Raw genomic sequence first — 18496 nt, forward strand, 5'->3', positions numbered from 1 at the left:
GTGCGCCGCGGGTGACCGCGGCGCACCCTCCCGCTCTCGCGAAAGAAGAATCGGTGAACTTTCGAGCGTTTCCGGCGGTCTTGCTGCTGGTCGGGGTATCGGTCGGGGCCTGCACGTCCGGCTCGGGTGGCGAGGCTGCGCCCAAGCCGTTGCATCTTCCTCCCGGCACCACGCAGGCCTTCGAGATGATCAATTTCAAGGCCTACGACGCGGTGGGGGCCTCCATCTGGCGCTACCAGAAGGAATGCGCGTCGAAGCGTGGTTATCACGTCACCGAGCAGGCGACCCACGATATCGGGTCGAGCCTGATCCAGACCCCGTCGATGATGGGTGATGCGACCGAGGAAGCGGCTCGTCGTAACGGACTGCATGACGGTCCCACCGATGACCCAGGCGGTTCGAAGCAGCGTCCGTCCCGTGGCGAGTCCGAGGCCCTGGGTGCCTGCTTCACGGAGGCGCAGGACCGGCTCGGGGCCGACACGCAACAGAAGCGGGAGAACTTCATCGCGCTCGTCAATGACGTGAGCAGCGCGTTCTACGCTGAATTCCGTACGTTCCAGGATGGTCTCTTCGTGGAGGCCAACCACTGTGTGGCGGACGCGGGTTGGAAGCCCACGGACGTCGGCAAGCTCGACGATCCTTCGATTTCGCCCGCGACGTTGTTCGGCGTGCAGACGGCCACGCCGGTCGCCCGCCCCGACGGCCGTACGCTCTACAATCCGCTTCCCCGGGAAATCGATCTGGCAATCGAGTTCGCGAAGTGTCGCCGGGAGAAGGGCATGCCCGATCGGGCCGTCGCCCAGGCGATCAAGCTGGAAGAACCGATCGTGTCGAAGTACGAGCAGCGCATCGTGGAGATGAACCACGAAATCGACGACCTCGCGAAGCGGGCGGCAGAGGTTCTTTCGTGAGCCACCCGAAGAGACTCGTCGAGCGGTACTGGCCGCTGGTCGCGTTGGTGGCCGCGGTCCTGCTGCTCGGCCTGGGCGTCCTGGTCGGTGCGCGGGTGAAGTCGCCGCGACAGGCCATGGCGGATGCCCAGCCACCCCCGCTCTCCCTGGTCACCACGAAGCTCCAGGAGCGGGAACTCGTCAGTGAGGTGGTGACCCGCGGACGGCCGAGCCGGGGCGGCGGTGTCACCGTGAAGGCCGGCGCCGGCCTCGCGGGCCCGGACGCGGTGGTCACCGCCGTCCGGGTGGCGAAGAGCGACGAGCTGCGCAGCGGGCGGGTGGTCCTGGAGATCTCCGGGTCGCCGCTCATCGCCGCCGTGCTGGATTTCCGTCCCTATCGCGACCTGTCCGTAGGGGACCGCGGCCCGGACGTTCGGCAGATGTCGGCCTTTCTCGCCCGCCAGGGCTACCTCGCGGCCGGTCGCGACACGGCGGACGCCGCCATGCGGCAGGCGGCGTGGCGGTTCCTGAAGGATCGCGGCTACGACGGCGTGCTCGGCGGCAAGGCCGGTGACAAGGCGGGACTCGTCATGAAGCGCCAATGGCTCCTGCGGCTCGACCGGGCCGGGCGCAAGGTGACCTCCGTAGGTGTGAAGCTGGGTTCCGAGGTGTCGGATCCGGATGCGGTGCTGCTCGTCTGTGACGCCACCCCGCCCGTCGTGCAGGTCCGGCTCGACCGGACCGCGGTGGCCAGGCTGCGGATTCACGACACCGCCCGGGTGGTCGACGACGCCACGCACCGGACGGTCGAGGCGGAGGTCGCCGAGATCGATGCTCGGGAGACGGCGGACGAGGAGTCCGGAGCCACCGGTCGCCTGGTGACGTTGACCGCGCTCGCCGGGTCGAGCTTCTCGGGTCTTCCGGAGGACATCCAGGTCAGCATCGATTCGGCGGTTGCCGCGGCCCCGGTGCTCGCGGCACCCACGACCGCGATCTTCACCGATGCCTCCGGCCGTTCCCACCTCACCCTCGCCAACGGCGAGAAGCGGGGCGACGACGTGCCCGTCAAGCTCGGAGAGTGTGTCGAGGGCTGGTGCCAGGTCACCTCGGAGGGTGCTGCGCTCACGGCCGGGACGACCGTCGTGGCCGGTATCCGTGGCGCGGGGACGGCGTGACCGCGCCGCTCCTGCGTCTGCGGCAGCTCACCCGGCACTACGGCAACGAGCGGCCCGCGCTGGACAGCATCGACCTGGACGTCATGTCAGGTGAATGGCTCTCGATCGTCGGCAAGTCGGGCAGCGGGAAGTCGACGCTGCTGAACGTGATCGGACTGCTGGACCGGCCGAACTCCGGGACCTACGAACTGCTGGGATCCGAGATCACCGGTCAGACGGAAGCCGACTGGTGTGCACTTCGCGCGCACTATTTCGGATTCGTCTTCCAGGCGTTCCATCTCGTCGACCACCGCACCGTCGCCGAGAACGTGGCGCTCGGCGCGCTTCATGTCGGCTGGCGCCGGAAGCAGCGGGAGGCGGCCGCCCGGGAGATCATGGACCGGCTGGGTCTGTCCCACCGTGTCGCAGCCAAACCCCGCACGTTGTCCGGTGGGGAGCGTCAGCGCGTGGCGATCGCTCGCGCGCTGATGGGTCAGCCCAAACTCCTGCTGTGTGACGAGCCGACGGGGAACCTCGACTCCGAGAACGCCGCGAACGTCATGGACGTACTTCGCGACCTGCACCAGGACGGCCTGAGCATCCTCGTGGTCACCCACGACGCCGAAGTCGCCGCGACCGGCGAGCGGACGATCAGGATCGCTGACGGACAGGTGGTCGACTCGTGGCAGAACTGACCGGAAAGGACCGTCCGAGATCCCGTTTCCATCTCGTCGACCTGGTCCATGAAGTCATCGAGTCCGTTCGCTCCGCACCCGCCCGGACCGCGGGCTCCGCGGTGGGCGTGGTGCTGGCCAGTGCCGCGTTCGTCAGCACCTACGGCCTGGCCGCGACGCTCAGCAACCAGGTGTCCGATGCGTTCGATGCCGCCCGGGCAACAGAGATCACCGTGAGCCGGACCACGGACGCTGCGCCTGCCGGGCCCGCTGAGGCCGGCGGACTGTGTGATCCACTCGCCATCGAAGACGTACGGCGGCTGGCCGGCGTGACCTCGGCGGGCCCGTACAACTTCGTCCGGGACCGCGCCGTCACCCGGCCCCTGGTCGATGAGGAGCCGGTCGCGGTGCCCGTCATCGGGATCGACAGCGGAAGCCTCGCTGTCCTGGGTCCCCACCTCACCGCGGGACGGCTCCCCGACGACGGCCATGTCCGCCGGGCGGACCCCGTGGCGCTCATCTCCGCGCGGACCGCGCGAAAGCTGGCCCTGACGGAGGCCGGCGGCGTAGTCGAGATCTCGGGCAAGAAGGTCACGGTCATCGGCATCTTCGACGACCTGGTGCGCGAACCGGAGGCGTTGGACGCCGCACTCATGCCGTACCGGTCGGTCGATGGGCTGCTCGGTGGGTCGACCAACGCCGCCGACGTCAGCTGCGGGGCGATGATCTCCACCGTCCCGGGAGCCGCAAGCGGGCTGGCCGATCAGGTCGCGGTGGCCCTGAGCCCCGAGGATCCCCATCGCCTCAAGGTCATCGCTCCGCCGGACCCGCAGTCGTTCCGGCGGGGGCTGGAGAGCCGGGTAAGGCTGCTGACCCTGGCACTCAGCGCGGCCGCGATGCTCGTGGGGCTGATCTCCATGGCGGCCTCGGCGGCCACGAGTTCCGCCAACCGCGCCGCGGAGATCGGCCTTCGAAAGGCGATCGGCGCGCGGTCCCGGCACATCCTCGTGCAACTGCTGGGCGAACAGATCGTCGTCGGTCTGCTCAGCTCGCTGATCGGCGCGTTCGTCGGGATGTTCGTCGTTGTCGGCGTATCGCTGGTCAATTCCTGGGCGCCGGTCCTCGATCTCGGGGCGGCACTGGTCGCCTCGCTGTCCGGTTCATTTCTGGGCGCGCTCGCCGGACTCGTGCCGGCCGTACGCGCGGCGCGCCTCACCCCGGTGCGATCCCTGCGACGCTGACCCCCCGGGTGAGTCGCCGCCGGATGGGGTTTGAGACCGCCGAGCCCGGCCGGGCACCCGCCCGATCCGGCGTGCCCCGGAAGTGCTCTGCTGGTGCGGTGAGCTCCCGTACCCCGGATGAGGTGGTGGCCCGCGCGGCCGCGGCCCCCGACCTGCCTGCCCTCGACGCCGCCGTGGCCGACTGCTTCGCCTGCCCGCGCCTGGTCGCCTGGCGGGAACGGGTCGCGGCGGAGCGGCGTGCGGCGTTCCGGGACCAGACCTACTGGGGGCGCCCGGTGCCCGGCTTCGGTGCGCCCGACGCGGCCATCGGCATCCTGGGCCTGGCTCCGGCCGCGCACGGCGGCAACCGCACCGGCCGCATCTTCACCGGGGACCGCTCGGGGGACGTGCTGTTCGCGGCGTTGCACCGGGCCGGGCTGGCCAACCAGCCGACCAGCGTGGCGGCCGACGACGGCCTCGCCCTCGCGCACACCCGGATCTTCGCGGCGGTACGGTGCGCCCCGCCCGACAACAAGCCCCTGCCCGCCGAACGCGACACCTGCGCCCCGTGGCTGCACCGCGAGCTGGCCCTGATCCGGCCGACGCTGCGGGTGGTGGTGGCGCTCGGGGCGTTCGCGTGGGCCGCGTGGTGGCCCGCCGCCCGCGCGGTGTACGGCCACCGCCCGCCCAGCCCCCGGCCCGCCTTCGGCCACGGCACCCACGTCAGCCTGCCCGGAATGCCCGACCTGCTGGGCAGTTACCACGTGAGCCAGCAGAACACGTTCACCGGGAGGCTGACGCCCGCGATGCTGGACGAGGTCTTCGGTCGTGCCAAAGAGCTGGCGGGCCTGGCATGATTCGTCCTCGACCGCCAACCCCGGAGTCACGGAACAGGGCCTGAGAGTGGACCTCGCCGCATTACGCCGCTGGTGGCCCGTGGCCGCCGTGCTCGGGCTGCTGTTCCTTGCCGCCCTGGCCGCGACCCGGTCGGCGCCCCAGTTGGAGCGGATCACTCCGGAGGCGGAGGCGCCTGCCACCGCGGCCCCGCTGCTGCCGCCGTCGGAGCCCCCGGCGCCGTCCGGAGCCGAGGCCACCCCATCCAGCGCGCCGACCCCCGAGGCGGCCAGTGGCCTGCCCGACTGGGTGGGTACGGCCGCGGTCGCCGTCCTGGTCGTCGTGGGGGTGATCGTGGTGGCGCTGATCGTCTGGGCGCTGATCCGGGATCAGCAGCGCCGCCGCGCCCGGCGCGGTGGCCGCCGGGTCCCCCGGCAGGCCGAGCCGCGCGGCGCGAAGGACATCGTGGCCGTGCTGGATGCGGGCCTGGACGAGCTGTCCGACGCCGACCGCGACCCGCGCCGGGCGGTCATCGCCTGCTGGGTGGGGCTGGAGCAGGCCGCCGCCGCGGCGGGCACCCCACGCAATCCCGGCGACACGCCGACCGACCTGGTCGCCCGGCTGCTGGCCGAGCAGCACGTCGACGCCCACATGCTGGCGGCCTTCGCCGCGGTGTACCGGGAGGCCCGGTACGCCACCACGCACACGGTCGACGAGCGGATGCGTGGCCAGGCCCGCGCGGCGTTGCAGCAACTCCGTGCGGACCTGGGTGCGGAGGTGGGTGCTCGATGAGCGAACGCGACGGCGGGCTCGACGACCTGTTCTCCTTTTCCACCGTGGCGGAGCCCGTACCGGATCTGCCAGAGGTGCGGCGGCCGCGATCGCGGACGGCCTGGATTGTCCGCAATGCCCTGTTGGTCGTCGCCGCGACCGTGGTAACCGTGGCGGCACTGCGGTCGGCCGGGATCGCGATACCGCTGCTGCTGATCGTCGCCGCGTTCGTGGCGTTGCGGCTGCTCATGCTGGCCGTCTCCCAGGTGGCGGCGCCCCCGCCGCCGAAGGCCGCGCCCCGCCCGGGTGATCATGACCACGAGCTGGGCCGGGGCGGGGACGCGCTGCGCGCCGCGGTGCGCCGCTGGGAGGTGCGGCTGGACTGGGCGCAGAGCGACGCCGACCAGTATTCGCGTAACGTCCTGCCCGTCATCGCCGAGCTCACCGACGAGCGGTTGCGGTTGCGGCACGGCATCACCCGGGCATCCGACCCGCGCCGGGCCCGCGAGCTGCTCGGCGAGGCACTGTGGCGCACCCTGGAGGAGCCCGGCCGGCGCCCGCCGAAGGGGCGCGATCTGGCCGCGTACGTGGAAACTCTGGAACGACTGTGAGAAGGGCGGATTCGTGACGGACGCACGCGTGGAGGTGATGCCGCCCTACGAGGTGGGGCGGCTGGCGGGCGCGGTCCTGGACTCCGTCGGCACCGTGGTGGTCGGCAAGCGGGACTCGCTGGAGCTGGTGCTCGCGGGCATCCTCGCGGGTGGCCACGTGCTGCTGGAGGACCTGCCCGGGCTCGGCAAGACGCTGACCGCCCGGTCCTTCGCCCAGGCCCTCGGGCTCGACTTCCGGCGGTTGCAGTTCACCCCCGACCTGCTGCCCGCCGACGTCACCGGCTCGTTCCTGTACGACCAGCGCAAGGGCGACTTCGCGTTCCGCGCGGGCCCGGTCTTCACCAACATGCTGCTGGCCGACGAGATCAACCGGACCCCGCCGAAGACCCAGGCGGCGCTGCTCGAGGCGATGCAGGAGAAGCAGGTCTCCGTCGAGGGCGTCACCTACCGGCTGGAGCCGCCGTTCCACGTGCTGGCCACCGCCAACCCGATCGAGTACGAGGGCACGTACCCGCTGCCCGAGGCCCAGCTCGACCGGTTCATGCTGCGGGTCTCGTTCGGCTACCCCACCGCCGAGGAGGAGTGGGACGTGCTGCGCCGCCGGATGGCCCGCCGGCAGGAGGAGGCCCACCTGGCCCCCGTGGTCGACGCGCGCACGTTGCAGGCGATGCAGGCGTCGCTGGAGACGGTGGCCGTGGAGGATTCGATCGGCCGCTACATCGTCGCGCTGACCTCGGCCACCCGCGAACACGCCTCCGCGCTCGTCGGGTCGTCGCCGCGCGGCTCCCTGGCCCTGCTGCTGCTGGCCCGCGCCCGCGCCGCCATGGCCGGGCGCGACTTCGTGGTGCCCGAGGACGTCAAGGAGGTGGCCGTCCCAGCCCTGGCGCACCGGATCACGCTGCGCCCGGAGATGTGGCTGCGCCGCGTCGACCCGTCGTTCGTGGTGCATGAGGTGCTGGCCGCCGTGCCCGCCCCGGCCAGCGGCGCGCTGCCCACCTACGCCAGCGGATACGCGGAGCAGTGAGCGCCGCGACCGACCAGCCGACCGCGGCGGGACCCACCGGGCCCGCAGCGGACGACGGCTCGTCGGGTCCGGCCTGGGTGCCGACCCGGGCGCTCGGGCGGGCGGTGCTGCTCACCGGCCTGCTTCTGGTGCTCGGGGTCGCCCTCGGGCGGGTGGATCTGGTGCTGCTGGCGGCACCGTTCGCGATCGGCGCCGCGGTCGGGCTGCGCCGGATGCCCCGCGCCGCCCCCGAGATCACCATCGAGGCCGACTCCGAGCACGTCGTCGAGGGCGGCAAGGTCACCGCGGGGCTCACGGTCGCCAACCCCGACGGCATCACGTACGACCTGGTCGTGGTGCGCACCCGGACCTCGCCGTGGCTGCGGCTGGAGAAGGCCGACCGGCCCTTCGGGATCACCGTACGGCCGCAGCGCTGGCGCGCGATCGACCTGCCCGGCGAGGCCCTGCGCTGGGGCCGCCACGACGTCGGCCCGGCGGCCGCCCGGGTCGCCGCGTGCGGTGGCCTGCTGGCCTGCCGCCCGGTGCTCACCCCGGCCCGCGCCGTCCGGGTGTACCCGGTCACCGAACCGTTCGCGGCCGTCGACGCGATGCCCGCCGCGGCCGGGCTGGTCGGCAACCACCGGTCCCGGCGCCCCGGCGAGGGCGGCGAGCTGGCCGGGGTACGCCCGTTCGCCCCCGGCGACCGGCTGCGCCGCATCGACTGGCGGGTGTCGCTGCGTACCCGGGACCTGCATGTGGCGGCGACCCTGTCGGACCGCGACGCCGAGGTGCTGCTGCTGCTGGACGTGCTCGGCGAGGCGGGCCGCTCCGGCGGGATCCGCGGCAGCGCCTCCGTGCTCGACACGACGGTCCGGGCGGCCGCCGCGATCGCCGAACACTACCTGCAACGCGGCGACCGGGTGTCCCTGCTGGAGTACGGCCAGTCCGCCCGCCGGCTGCGCCCCGCCACCGGCCGCCGCCAGTACCTGACCGCGCTGGAGTGGCTGCTCGACGTACGCCCGGAGGCCTCCGACGGCGACCCGTCCGAGCACCTCCTCGGCATGCAGCACATCTCCTCGGACGCCCTGGTCGTGGTGCTGACCCCGCTGGTCGACCCGCGCGCCGCCGACATGCTGGCCCAGCTGGCCCAGTCGGGCCGGTTCACGGTCGCGGTGGACACGCTGCCCGCCGAGGTCACCCCGCCCCGGCGCAGCACCTGGACCCCGCTGGCCACCCGGTTCTGGCGCCTGGAACGCGAGAACGTGCTGGGCCGCCTGCGCGAGCACGGCGTGCCCGTGGTGACGTGGGCCGGGGCGGGCAGCCTCGACCTGGTGCTGCGCGACGTGGCCCGGACGGCGTCCGCGCCGAGGGGGCGGTGACCGTGCTCGGGACACTCGCCCAGCGGATCGACCGGGCCCGCACCGCGGTGCGCCGGGCCACCGTCGTGCCATTGCTGGTCCGGGCCGGGGCCGCGGTCTGCGGTCTGCTGGCGATCACCGTGGCCTGGCCGGTGACGGTGCTCACCGGCCGGTTCTCGGTGTTCATCGCCGCTGTCGCGATCTACCCGGCGTTCGCCCCGCGCGGCCGGGGCGCCACCGTGGCCGCCGTCGCCGCGGTCGCCGGCTGGATCCTCGACACCGCCTGGTACGACGCCCCGGTCGCGCTGTGGCGGGTGCTGGCCCTGGCCACCCTGCTGTACCTGGCGCACACCCTGACCGCGCTGGCCGCGGTGCTGCCCACCGACGCGGAGGTCGACACCGACGTGGTGACCGGCTGGCTGCTGCGGGCCGGTGCGGTGACGCTGGTCTCCGCGGTGCTCACGGTGCTGGCGCTGGGCCTGACCGCCGACCTGGCCGGGGGCGCGTTCCTGGTGGCCACGCTGGCCGGCCTGGCCGCCGCGGTCGGCGCCACCACGTTGCTGGCCCGCCTGCTGCGCCGCTCGTAGCGGATCGCCGCGCCCGAGGGGACTGCCACCGGACGCCAATGCCGGTACTCCTGGGCGGCAACCCGGGTGCCGCAGCCTGGGGGACGCGGCCGGACCGGCCGTTTCCCGGGCGGACGGCGGGCAGCACGCATGACTCCTCGACCCCGTGGCGGACACGCCGCATGGGTGGTGTTCCTGCTGTTCGGCATCCTCGTGCTCGGACTGCACGCGGCGGTCCCGCTGCTGGTGGACGATCCCGCCACCGCGCAGTGGGTGCTCTACGACGTGCTGGCCTTCGCCTCGGTGGTGACGATCGCGGTCGGCGTCCGGCGCTACCGGCCCGCGTACCGGACGCCCTGGCTGCTGCTCGGGCTCGGCCAGCTGGCCAACTTCGCCGGCGACCTGGCGTGGACGGCGAAGGACCCTCTCTACCTCGCGTCGTACGGGCTGACCGCCCTCGCCCTGTTCCTCGTGGTCCGCCGGCGGACTCCGGGCTGGGACCTGGCCACCGCGGTCGACGCGGCGGTCGTCGCGGTCACCGCCGGCCTGCTGAGCTGGATCTTCCTGATCGCCCCGGTGATGACCGCGGCCGACGGGCTGGTCCGCGAGACGGTCACGCTGGCGTACCCGCTGGGCGATCTGCTCACCCTGGTGCTGGCCGCCCGCCTGCTGCTCGGTGCGACGGTGGCGACGCCCGCCCTGCGCCTGCTCGCCGGTGGCCTGCTCACCCGGCTGGCCGGCGACGTGGTGTACGGGCTGCAGCCGCTGCTCGGCGACTACGAGACCGGCGGGCACCTGGACCGTACGTGGATGGTCGGCCTGCTGCTGGTCGGCGCCGCCGCCTTGCACCCCTCGATGCGGCGGCTCGCCGAGCGGACCCCGGCGGCGGCCCCCGACGTCGCCCCGGGCCGGCTGGTGCTGCTCGCGGTCGCCTCGGTCATGGCGCCGACGGTGCTGCTCGTGCAGGCCGCTCGCGGCGCGCCGCTGTACGTGCCGCTGGTCGGGGTCAGCTGCATCGTGCTCTTCCTGCTCGTGCTCGCCCGGATGGCGGGGCTGGTCGCCGTCCAGCGGCGGATGGCGGTCACCGACGCGCTGACCGGGCTGCGCACCCGGCGGTACTTCGAGCAGGCGCTACGCCAGCACGAGCGGCGCGCCCAGCGGACGGGGGAGGCGTCGGGCCTGCTGCTGATCGACGTCGACCACTTCAAGAAGATCAACGACACGTACGGGCACCACGGCGGCGACCTGGTGCTGTGCGAGGTCGCCCACCGGATGCAGGAGCTGGTACGCGCCGGGGACATGGTGGCCCGCTACGGCGGCGAGGAGTTCGTCGTCCTGTTGCCGGACACCCCGCCGGACCGGCTCGACGAGATCGCGCAGCGGTTGTGCCGGGGGGTCGCGGACGCCCCCGTCACGGTCACCGACGGCACGACCGTCACCGTCACGGTCTCCGTGGGCTCGGCCGTCCTGCCCCCGGGGACGCCGCGCGCCGACGAGGTGGTCTTCGCCGCCGACCGCGCGCTGTACGCGGCGAAGCGGTCCGGCCGCAACCGGGTGGTCGCGGCCGGCGCTCCGGCCTGACCGGGCCTGTCCCGCATGGTGGACGTCACTGGACACGGGCCGGAAACACTGCGGAGTGGCCCTTGACAGCCGGGCTTGTGTTACGTCACATCACAAGGCACTCGGACGGCGCGCGGGCGACAATGAATGCGTGAATCCGAAGCGCATCGTCGTCGTTGGGGCAGGTCATGTGGGGCTGTACGCCGCCCTGCGCCTGTCGAAGAAGCTCTCGGCGCGCCGGGCCGAGGTGGTCGTGATCGACCCCCAGCCGCACATGACGTACCAGCCCTTCCTGCCCGAGGCGGCGGCCGGCAACATCTCCCCGCGGCACTCCGTGGTGCCGCTGCGCCGCGCGCTCAAGCGGTGCCGCATCATCTCCGGCGAGGTCACCCGCATCGAGCACGCCCGCAAGACGGTCACCATCGCGCCGATCGAGGGCCCCACCACCGAGCTGACGTACGACCACATCATCGTGGCGCCCGGCTCCGTGTCGCGGACCCTGCCCGTCCCCGGCCTGCGGGAGCACGGCATCGGCTTCAAGACCATCGGCGAGGCCATCTTCCTGCGCAACCACATCCTCGACCAGCTCGACGTGGCCGCGGTCACCCCCGATCCCGAGGTGCGCAAGGCGGCGCTGACGTTCGTCTTCGTGGGCGGCGGCTACGCCGGCATCGAGGCGCTGGCCGAGATGGAGGACGTGGTCCGCGACGCGCTGAAGGTCTACCCCGAGCTGAGCCAGGACGAGGTCCGGTTCGTGCTCGTCGAGGCGACCAACCGGATCCTGCCCGAGGTCGGCCCCGACATGGGCGCCTACGCCGCCCGCCAGCTCGACAGCCGCGGCATCGACCTGCGCCTCGACACCCGCCTGGAGTCGTGTGTGGGCGGGGTCGTGCGCCTCTCCGACGGCGACGAGTTCCGCACCGAGACGCTGGTGTGGACGGCCGGGGTCAAGCCGTCGCCGATGCTGGACCGCACCGACCTGCCGCGCGGCCCGCGCGGGCACGTCACCTGCCGGCCCACCCTGCAGGTGGTCGACGGCGACAGGGTCCTCGACGGCGCGTGGAGCGCGGGCGACTGCGCCCAGGTGCCCGACCTGGCCAACCCGGGCGCGTTCTGCTCGCCCAGCGCGCAGCACGCGGTCCGCCAGGCCAAGGTCCTGGCGGACAACATCCGCCAGGTCGTCCTGGGCGGTGCCCCGAAGGACTACAAGCACAAGTACGCGGGCAGCGTCGCCAGCCTCGGCCTGCACAAGGGCGTGGCGAAGGTGTACGGCATCAAGCTCAAGGGCTACCCGGCGTGGATCATGCACCGGACGTACCACATGAGCCGGATCCCCTCGCTGAACCGCAAGACCCGCGTGGTGGCCGACTGGACGCTGGCCCTGATCTTCAAGCGGGAGGTCGTCTCGCTCGGCCAGCTGCACAAGCCGCGCGAGGAGTTCACCGACGTGACCCCGCCGCTGACCGAGGACCGCGCTCCCGTGGGTGCTGCCTCCCGCTAGACCTGCACCGCCCCGGGCCGGCCGCTGAACGCACGGCGGCCCGGGGCGCTTTGGGGCCGGACGTCCCGGCGGGTTCTGCCCGTCCGGTCCGCCGCTGAACGGGCGGCGTTCGCTACGGTGAGGGCTGGACTCGCCCGGGTGGTGGAATGGCAGACACGGCCGCCTTAAAAGCGGCTGCCCGAAAGGCGTGCGGGTTCGAAACCCGTCCCGGGCACGAGACATCCCAACGAGATCATCGGAGGCCGGGGGAAGGAACCCGGCCTCCTGTGCTTCGGCGATCTCGTCAGCGGATCGGGGACCGTTCGGCGTGCTCTCAGCCTGCTCACAGGTGGTGGCGCACCCCAGGGGTGTGTGCAGCGCTTACTCTGGAAAGGCACGCACACACGTGCCTCAACCTCAGGGGAGGCTGGACACAGTGAAGACATCCAACCCGGTGCTGTCGCGCCTCGGCCAGGCGGCCGAGCGCCAGGGGACGGCCGGGTACGGAGCCTACGGGCCCGCCGGCCAGCCGGGGTACGGGCAGCCGTACCCGACGGCCGCCGGGTACCCTGCCGCTCCGCCCGCCGTGCAGCCCATGACAATCGACGACGTCGTGGTCAAGACGGTGCTGCTGCTGGGTATCACCGGCATCTCGGCCGTCGCCGCGTGGAATCTGGTCCCGGACTCGATGCTGCGCCTCGCCTGGATCGGCGCGGCGATGGTCGGCGTGGTGCTCGGCCTGATCATCTCCTTCTCCCGCGTGGCGAACCCGGTCCTCGTCGTCGTGTACGCCGTGGTCGAGGGCGTCTTCCTCGGCATGGTCAGCAAGTACTTCGATGAGATCGCCGGCCATTCGGGCGTGGTGCTCCAGGCGGTCGTCGCCACGTTCGGCGTGTTCTTCCTGATGGCGATGCTGTACCGCGCCCGCGTCATCCGGGCCAAGCCGAAGTTCGTCCGGGGCATGATCGCCGTCATGGCGGGCCTGTTCGCCGTCATGCTGATCAACTTCGTACTGTCGATCTTCGGGATCAACACCGGCCTGCGCGGTGGTGGCGCCCTCGGCATCATCTTCAGCCTGGTCTGCATCGTCGTCGCCTCGCTGAGCTTCATCCTGAGCTTCGCCGAGGTCGAAGAGGGCGTGCGGATGGGCCTGCCGCAGCGGTACTCCTGGACCGCCGCGTTCGGCATCCTGGTCAGCCTCATCTGGCTCTACCTGGAGATCCTGCGCCTGTTGAGCATTCTGCAAGGCGACGATTGACGGTTCGTCACTCGTCGCGCGCAGCGCCCGGCCCGTCCTGCCACGGACCGGGCGCTGTCCCGTAGATGCGGGCCGCGTGCCCGCCCGGTGCGGTGGGGATTCGCCGCGGGCGCGGAGCCGCCGCACCCGGCCCGGGTAGGGTCGCGCTCGTGACCCCGCAGGAGTTCGCCACCGGCATCGACCGGCTGCTCACCCAGGTCGGCCACTGGGAACAGGGCCGCTGGTGGGTGCACACGCCCGCCGGCCCCACCAAGGCCGACCTCACGTACGGGCTGGTGCAGCGCCTGGCGGATCTCGGCGCGGACGCGGAAGGCCGTCTCCGCCGTACGGTGCCCCGGTTGACCGATCCGGTGCTGCCGGATCAGGTGCGCGTGACCGCCGACGATCTGCTGGCTGCCGAGCCTGGCGAGGACGTGCTCGAGCAGGCAGGCGCCGAGGTGGACGCCCTGCGCCGGGCGTTGTGAGGCGATCCGGGGTCGGCGTCCGCCGGGAGGCTAGACCGGCCTGGTGATGTGCTGGCTCACGATCTGACTTCGGCAGAAGTGCGCGAGCCGCGATCGGCCCTCGGCGCGTTTCACGTCGTCGGCGGCCTCGTGCAGGGCCTGCATGGCGTCGACGGCCTCCTTCCCGATGACCTTCTTGGCGGGTGCGGGGACGGCGCTGTCGGCTTTGATCTCGTGGACGATGTCGAACGCGACGACCAGGAGCTGGTCGTCGGTCCGGTCGTCCAGCCAGTACTTGACGCGGCGCCAGGTGACCTCGTCGAGCAGGCCGGTCGTCCACTCGATGCCCTTGCCGAGCAGCGACGCGGCCCCGCGGATCTCCTGCGGGCCCCGGCTGACGCCGGGTCCGGAGCGGAAGTCGGCGCGGACGGCGAGGGCGCCCGCGGCGCCGTAGAACAGCCCGTCGATGACGGGGGCGGTCGAGGGTGGCACGTTGGCCAGATAGGCGGTGAGCCAGCCGATCCCGCCGCCGCCTCCGCCGGCCAGGGCCATGTAGAGCAGCACACCGGCGGGTGCGCCGATCCGGCTCCAGCTGAACCAGCACTGGTAGAAGCGGAACGGGAATCCGAAGACGGCGAACACCGCCGCGACGGCAATCGCGACAGCAAGTGACACAAGCGACACGAGGTCCCCACGGGTGTCAGTAAATAGCCATGTTTGGGGGTGGTGCGGCTCCCGTAGCATAAACGGCGCTGTTACCGCGAAATCATCTGTCTATTTCCGGCTTTTCGGGCGTGGGGCGTCGTGGTCGATTCAGAACGGGGCAATACGCAGCAGCAACCCGGCCGGTCGGCCATGGGGTCGCTGCTCGACGACCTGGACCGGCACGTCCACGAGCGGTTCTCCGACCGCATTCCGGCCCCGGTCGTCCGGATCCTGGTGACCGGCGTGGTCGCCCGCTGGCGGGGGATGCTGGACTACCGCAGCGCCGCGGTCGCCAAGGGCCTGCGCGCGGACGCGAACCGAGCCGCCCTCGCGTGGCTGCGCACCAACGGCAAGATCGACTCGAGGGGGCGTTACTACGACGACCTGTTCGCGGACACCGTCTTCGGCGGCGGGTTCGACGCGGCCGCGATCCGGTGGGGCATCCACCTCCTGGTGCACCAGAGGCGCATCATGGAGGCGCTGATCATGACGCAGTACCTGGACATGGCCGAGCTGGACGGCATGGTGCCCACCGCGCGCGAGGTGCTGGACAAGTTGAAAAGCCGCGGCCGTGGCCTGAGTGAGGACGATGTGCACAACGCCCTGGTCGACTTCCACTGCCTGCTGCACCTGGCGCCCTGACCGATGGACGACATTGCCACCGTGACCGAACCCGACGACCCCATACAGTTCCTCGTCGTCGGGCTGTTGAACGCGCCCGCCACGGTGACCTCGCAGACCCTGCAGCGCGGCGTGACCGCGCTGCGCCGCTACCTGCAGGCCCATTACAGCCCCACGCTGAGCAGCACGGACCTCGATGAGATCGCCAACGACGCGGTCGCCCGGCTCGTGGAGAGCGTCCGCCGTGGATTGGTTGACGAGACCCGCAACCCGGCCGGCTACCTCGTCAAGATCGCCTCGAACGAGGCCCTCGCGGCGATCCGCCGCGGCCAGCGCACCGTGCCGGTCGACACCAGCCATCCCGGACTGCTGTCCCTGACCGACGAGCAGGCCGCCGCCAGGCTGGACGAGGCGGCCACGCCGGAGATCATTCAACAGGCGATGACGCTGGCCTACGAGCGCCGCGACGCCACCGCGATCCGGGTCGCCACCCACCTGCTCGACCAGATTCAGCGCACCGGCAAGGCCCCCAGCAACCGCGCCTGCGGTCAGTTCCTCGGGCTCAGCCACGAGGGCGTGGGAAAGGCACTGCGCCGGTTGCGTACGTACATCAGCTCCGTGCAGCACACGCGGTGACGCCGAGACGGCGTGGGTCCCGTCCCGGTCAGCTGCGCTGGCGCGCCGCGACGATCGCGGCGGCGTGCTCCGCCAGCTCGTCGATCTGCTCACTGGCCGCGGCGCTGGCGGCCATCGCGATGACCTCGAACGCCAGGTCGGTGAGCTGCAGAATCTCCTCATGCGCCGGCCCGTCACCGTCGTCGTGCGCGGTGACCAGGCCGGTGGCCAGCAACGCCGCCCGTGACCCGAACGGGAGCAGCTGTACCGCGCCCTGGGCGATCGACGCGGGTGCCCCGTACAGGTCGGCCAGAAACTCGAGGAGATCGGGAGTGAGGAACTGCACCGCTTCGGCGGCACACAACCTGTCCGTACCATCTGTGCTCTTGCGCCCCATTGCGACCATCTGAGCCTCTCCCTCTCCCGCTCTTACTGTGACTATGCGCGAGCGGTCCGGATGGCAACCGGGCGGACCAGATTCCTGCCGACCCGACCAGAGCGCCGGCCGGGTGGCCCGATCGCGCGGGCGCACCACGGCGCGGTGGTGAAGCCCGCCGAGCCCGGCCGCCTGCTGGCACCCGGACCCGGCGGAGGTCTCAGCTGAGGCGTTCGAGCACCATGGCCATACCCTGGCCGCCGCCGACGCACATGGTCTCCAGGCCGATGCTCTTGTCGTGCCAGTCGAGCGAGTTGAGCAGGGTGCCGGTGATCCGCGCGCCGGTCATGCCGAACGGGTGGCCCACCGCGATGGCGCCGCCGTTGACGTTCAGCTTCTCGATCGGGATGTTCAGGTCCCGGTACGACGGGATGACCTGCGCCGCGAACGCCTCGTTGATCTCCACGAGGTCCACGTCGTCGATGGTCATGCCGGCCCGCTTCAGCGCCTGCTTGGACGCCTCGACCGGGCCGAGGCCCATGATCTCCGGCGACAGCGCGGTGACACCGGTGGAGACGACCCGGGCCAGCGGGGTGATCCCCAACTCCCGGGCCTTGGTGTCGCTCATGATCACCACGGCGGCGGCGCCGTCGTTGAGGGGGCAGCAGTTGCCTGCGGTGATCCGGCCGTCCGGACGGAACACCGGCTTGAGCCCCGAGACGGCCTCCATGGTGACCCCGGGACGGGGGCCGTCGTCGGTCGAGACGACCGTGCCGTCGGGCAGGGTCACCGGCGTGATCTCGCGCTCCCAGAAGCCGTCCGCGATGGCCTTCTCGGCGAGGTTCTGGCTGCGTACGCCGAACTCGTCCATGTCCTCGCGAGTCACGCCCTTGAGCTGGGCGAGGTTCTCGGCGGTCTGGCCCATCGCGAGGTAGATGTCCGGGACGTTCCCGTCCTCGCGCGGGTCGTGCCAGGTGGTGCCGCCCTGGGCCGCGGCGGCCGAGCGTGCCTGGGCATCCGCGAACTTCGGGTTCTCCCAGCCGCCCCCGACCAGGGCCTGCGCCTCCGAGGGCAGGCCGTCGGAGCTGCCGCGGGCGAACCGGGACACGGTCTCGACCCCGGCCGAGATGAAGATGTCGCCCTCGCCCGCCTTGATCGCGTGGAACGCCATCCGGGTGGTCTGCAGCGACGACGAGCAGTACCGGGTCAAGGTGGCGCCCGGCAGGCCGTCCAGGCCGAGCAGGGTGGCGACCACCCGGGCCATGTTGAAGCCCTGCTCACCGCCGGGCAGGCCGCAGCCCAGGTAGAGGTCGTCGATCAGCGTACGGTCCAGCTGGGGGACCTTGTTCAGCGCGGCGTCGACGATCGTGGCGGTGAGATCGTCAGGTCGCAGTTCCCGCAGCGAGCCCTTGACGGCGCGGCCGATGGGGGAGCGGGCAGTGGCAACGATGACAGCTTCCGGCATTCACCTACGTTAACTGAACGGTAACTTGGCGCGGAACAGTAATCGCGTCACACCGAAATGTCCTACTTCTCCGCGGCTGGGCGTCCCGCGGCCAGTGCCGCCTCCTCGACCGCGGGGTACAGCGCGTGCGCCCACACCCGATAGCCGTCCGCGGACGGGTGGAAACCGTCGTAACAGAACGTCCCGGCGTCGGCGCGGAACACCGCCCCGGTCTCCGCACACAGGTCGACCACCGCGCCACCCGCCTCCAGCACCGCGTTGACCTGGGCCCGCGCCATCCGGCGCCCCAGCCAGCCGGTCAGCTGACGCAGCGGCTGCGCGATCGCGTGCACCGCCCCCAGATCCGGGCAGGTGCCCACCACCACCTGCACGCCCGCCTCGCGCAGCCGGCGCACCGCCGCACCGAGATGCTCCGCGGACTCCCCCGGCCCCCGCAGCGACGTGGCGTCGTGCGCACCGATCAGGATCACCGCCACGTCGGGCTGGTCGCCCAGCAGCGCCCGGGCCACCTGCGTGGCGAGGTCGCCCGAGCGGGAGCCCGCCACCCCGACGCTGGAGAGCAGCACGTGCCGCTCGCCGGTCTCCGGCGTGCCGTCGGCCAGCAGCCGGGCCAGTTGCCCACCGACCGTCTCGGAGAGCCACTCGACGCCGACACCGACCGCGCCGGAGTCGCCCAGCAGGATCAGCCGTAGCCGTGGCGCGGCGGTGGGACCCATCGACGTACGCAGGGCGAGACCCATGGTCGGCTTGGCGTACCGGCGGCTCTTGGCCGCGATCGCCTCTCCGGCCAGCAGGGCGAAACCACCCACGGCGCCGGCGAACAGCGTCGTCGCCGTCGCCCTGCCGATGCGTCCCGCCAAGCTAGTCATGTCGCCTCCCTGGGTCGCTCCCC

General features: G+C 72.1%; 20 protein-coding genes and 1 tRNA gene. 17 read left to right on the plus strand and 4 right to left on the minus strand.

What is annotated here, in order from left to right; genetic code table 11:
* Positions 1–11 precede the first annotated feature (11 nt).
* The 15 genes from ACMCNO_RS06465 to ACMCNO_RS06535 all read left to right on the plus strand — a co-directional run bounded on the left by ACMCNO_RS06465 (position 12) and on the right by ACMCNO_RS06535 (position 13843).
* Complete coding sequence (locus tag ACMCNO_RS06465; RefSeq protein ID WP_412748492.1) at positions 12–911, plus strand: hypothetical protein; 900 nt, start codon at positions 12–14, stop codon at positions 909–911.
* Positions 908–2065 (plus strand): peptidoglycan-binding domain-containing protein, encoded by a 1158-nt coding sequence (locus ACMCNO_RS06470; RefSeq protein WP_412748493.1) that lies wholly within the window; start codon positions 908–910, stop codon positions 2063–2065. The genes ACMCNO_RS06465 and ACMCNO_RS06470 overlap by 4 nt, the downstream gene beginning before the upstream one ends.
* Positions 2062–2739 carry an ABC transporter ATP-binding protein gene (locus tag ACMCNO_RS06475; protein WP_412748494.1) on the plus strand — a complete coding sequence of 226 codons (678 nt, stop codon included), beginning with the start codon at positions 2062–2064 and terminating at the stop codon, positions 2737–2739. The genes ACMCNO_RS06470 and ACMCNO_RS06475 overlap by 4 nt, the downstream gene beginning before the upstream one ends.
* A complete protein-coding gene (locus ACMCNO_RS06480; RefSeq protein WP_412748495.1) occupies positions 2727–3959 on the plus strand; it encodes an ABC transporter permease in 1233 nt (410 codons plus the stop codon). The genes ACMCNO_RS06475 and ACMCNO_RS06480 overlap by 13 nt, the downstream gene beginning before the upstream one ends.
* 122 nt (positions 3960–4081) lie before the next feature.
* On the plus strand, positions 4082–4795 hold the full coding sequence (locus ACMCNO_RS06485) for a uracil-DNA glycosylase (protein WP_412753636.1): 714 nt from the start codon (positions 4082–4084) through the stop codon (positions 4793–4795).
* A gap of 46 nt (positions 4796–4841) precedes the next feature.
* Entirely contained in the window at positions 4842–5564 is a 723-nt protein-coding gene (locus tag ACMCNO_RS06490) for a DUF4129 domain-containing protein (protein ID WP_412753637.1), read from the plus strand.
* Entirely contained in the window at positions 5561–6154 is a 594-nt protein-coding gene (locus ACMCNO_RS06495) for a hypothetical protein (RefSeq protein WP_412748496.1), read from the plus strand. Before ACMCNO_RS06490 ends, ACMCNO_RS06495 begins: the two co-directional genes overlap by 4 nt.
* A 37-nt stretch (positions 6155–6191) precedes the next feature.
* Positions 6192–7178 carry an AAA family ATPase gene (locus ACMCNO_RS06500; protein ID WP_412753638.1) on the plus strand — a complete coding sequence of 329 codons (987 nt, stop codon included), beginning with the start codon at positions 6192–6194 and terminating at the stop codon, positions 7176–7178.
* Positions 7175–8536, plus strand: coding sequence for a DUF58 domain-containing protein (locus tag ACMCNO_RS06505; protein WP_412748497.1), 1362 nt, complete (start codon positions 7175–7177; stop codon positions 8534–8536). The genes ACMCNO_RS06500 and ACMCNO_RS06505 overlap by 4 nt, the downstream gene beginning before the upstream one ends.
* Entirely contained in the window at positions 8533–9102 is a 570-nt protein-coding gene (locus tag ACMCNO_RS06510; protein WP_412748498.1) for a hypothetical protein, read from the plus strand. Before ACMCNO_RS06505 ends, ACMCNO_RS06510 begins: the two co-directional genes overlap by 4 nt.
* Before the next feature lie 129 nt (positions 9103–9231).
* On the plus strand, positions 9232–10662 hold the full coding sequence (locus tag ACMCNO_RS06515) for a diguanylate cyclase (RefSeq protein ID WP_412748499.1): 1431 nt from the start codon (positions 9232–9234) through the stop codon (positions 10660–10662).
* Between the two features lie 130 nt (positions 10663–10792).
* Positions 10793–12142 (plus strand): NAD(P)/FAD-dependent oxidoreductase, encoded by a 1350-nt coding sequence (locus tag ACMCNO_RS06520; RefSeq protein WP_412748500.1) that lies wholly within the window; start codon positions 10793–10795, stop codon positions 12140–12142.
* Between the two features lie 132 nt (positions 12143–12274).
* A tRNA-Leu gene (locus tag ACMCNO_RS06525) sits at positions 12275–12356 on the plus strand.
* Positions 12357–12557: 201 nt separating this feature from the next.
* Complete coding sequence (locus ACMCNO_RS06530) at positions 12558–13379, plus strand: Bax inhibitor-1/YccA family membrane protein (RefSeq protein ID WP_412748501.1); 822 nt, start codon at positions 12558–12560, stop codon at positions 13377–13379.
* 149 nt (positions 13380–13528) lie between these two features.
* Positions 13529–13843 (plus strand): hypothetical protein, encoded by a 315-nt coding sequence (locus ACMCNO_RS06535; RefSeq protein ID WP_412748502.1) that lies wholly within the window; start codon positions 13529–13531, stop codon positions 13841–13843.
* A gap of 30 nt (positions 13844–13873) precedes the next feature.
* On the opposite strand, the gene ACMCNO_RS06540 is transcribed toward ACMCNO_RS06535, so the two are convergent.
* Complete coding sequence (locus ACMCNO_RS06540) at positions 13874–14464, minus strand: hypothetical protein (RefSeq protein WP_412748503.1); 591 nt, start codon at positions 14462–14464, stop codon at positions 13874–13876.
* Positions 14465–14626: 162 nt separating this feature from the next.
* Between ACMCNO_RS06540 and ACMCNO_RS06545 the strand changes: the two genes are divergently transcribed.
* Both ACMCNO_RS06545 and ACMCNO_RS06550 read left to right on the plus strand, forming a co-directional pair.
* Positions 14627–15169: a hypothetical protein gene (locus tag ACMCNO_RS06545; RefSeq protein WP_412748504.1), complete on the plus strand. Its 543-nt coding sequence runs from the start codon at positions 14627–14629 to the stop codon at positions 15167–15169.
* A gap of 21 nt (positions 15170–15190) precedes the next feature.
* Positions 15191–15784, plus strand: coding sequence for a hypothetical protein (locus tag ACMCNO_RS06550; protein ID WP_412748505.1), 594 nt, complete (start codon positions 15191–15193; stop codon positions 15782–15784).
* 28 nt (positions 15785–15812) lie between these two features.
* On the opposite strand, the gene ACMCNO_RS06555 is transcribed toward ACMCNO_RS06550, so the two are convergent.
* From ACMCNO_RS06555 to ACMCNO_RS06565, 3 genes are all read right to left on the minus strand, one after another.
* Positions 15813–16169 carry a hypothetical protein gene (locus tag ACMCNO_RS06555; protein WP_412748506.1) on the minus strand — a complete coding sequence of 119 codons (357 nt, stop codon included), beginning with the start codon at positions 16167–16169 and terminating at the stop codon, positions 15813–15815.
* Between the two features lie 190 nt (positions 16170–16359).
* On the minus strand, positions 16360–17604 hold the full coding sequence (locus ACMCNO_RS06560; RefSeq protein WP_412748507.1) for an acetyl-CoA C-acetyltransferase: 1245 nt from the start codon (positions 17602–17604) through the stop codon (positions 16360–16362).
* Between the two features lie 62 nt (positions 17605–17666).
* Positions 17667–18473 (minus strand): SGNH/GDSL hydrolase family protein, encoded by an 807-nt coding sequence (locus tag ACMCNO_RS06565; RefSeq protein ID WP_412748508.1) that lies wholly within the window; start codon positions 18471–18473, stop codon positions 17667–17669.
* Positions 18474–18496: the final 23 nt, after the last annotated feature.

The sequence above is a fragment of the Krasilnikovia sp. M28-CT-15 genome, from assembly GCF_047159595.1.
Classification (GTDB): domain Bacteria; phylum Actinomycetota; class Actinomycetes; order Mycobacteriales; family Micromonosporaceae; genus Actinoplanes.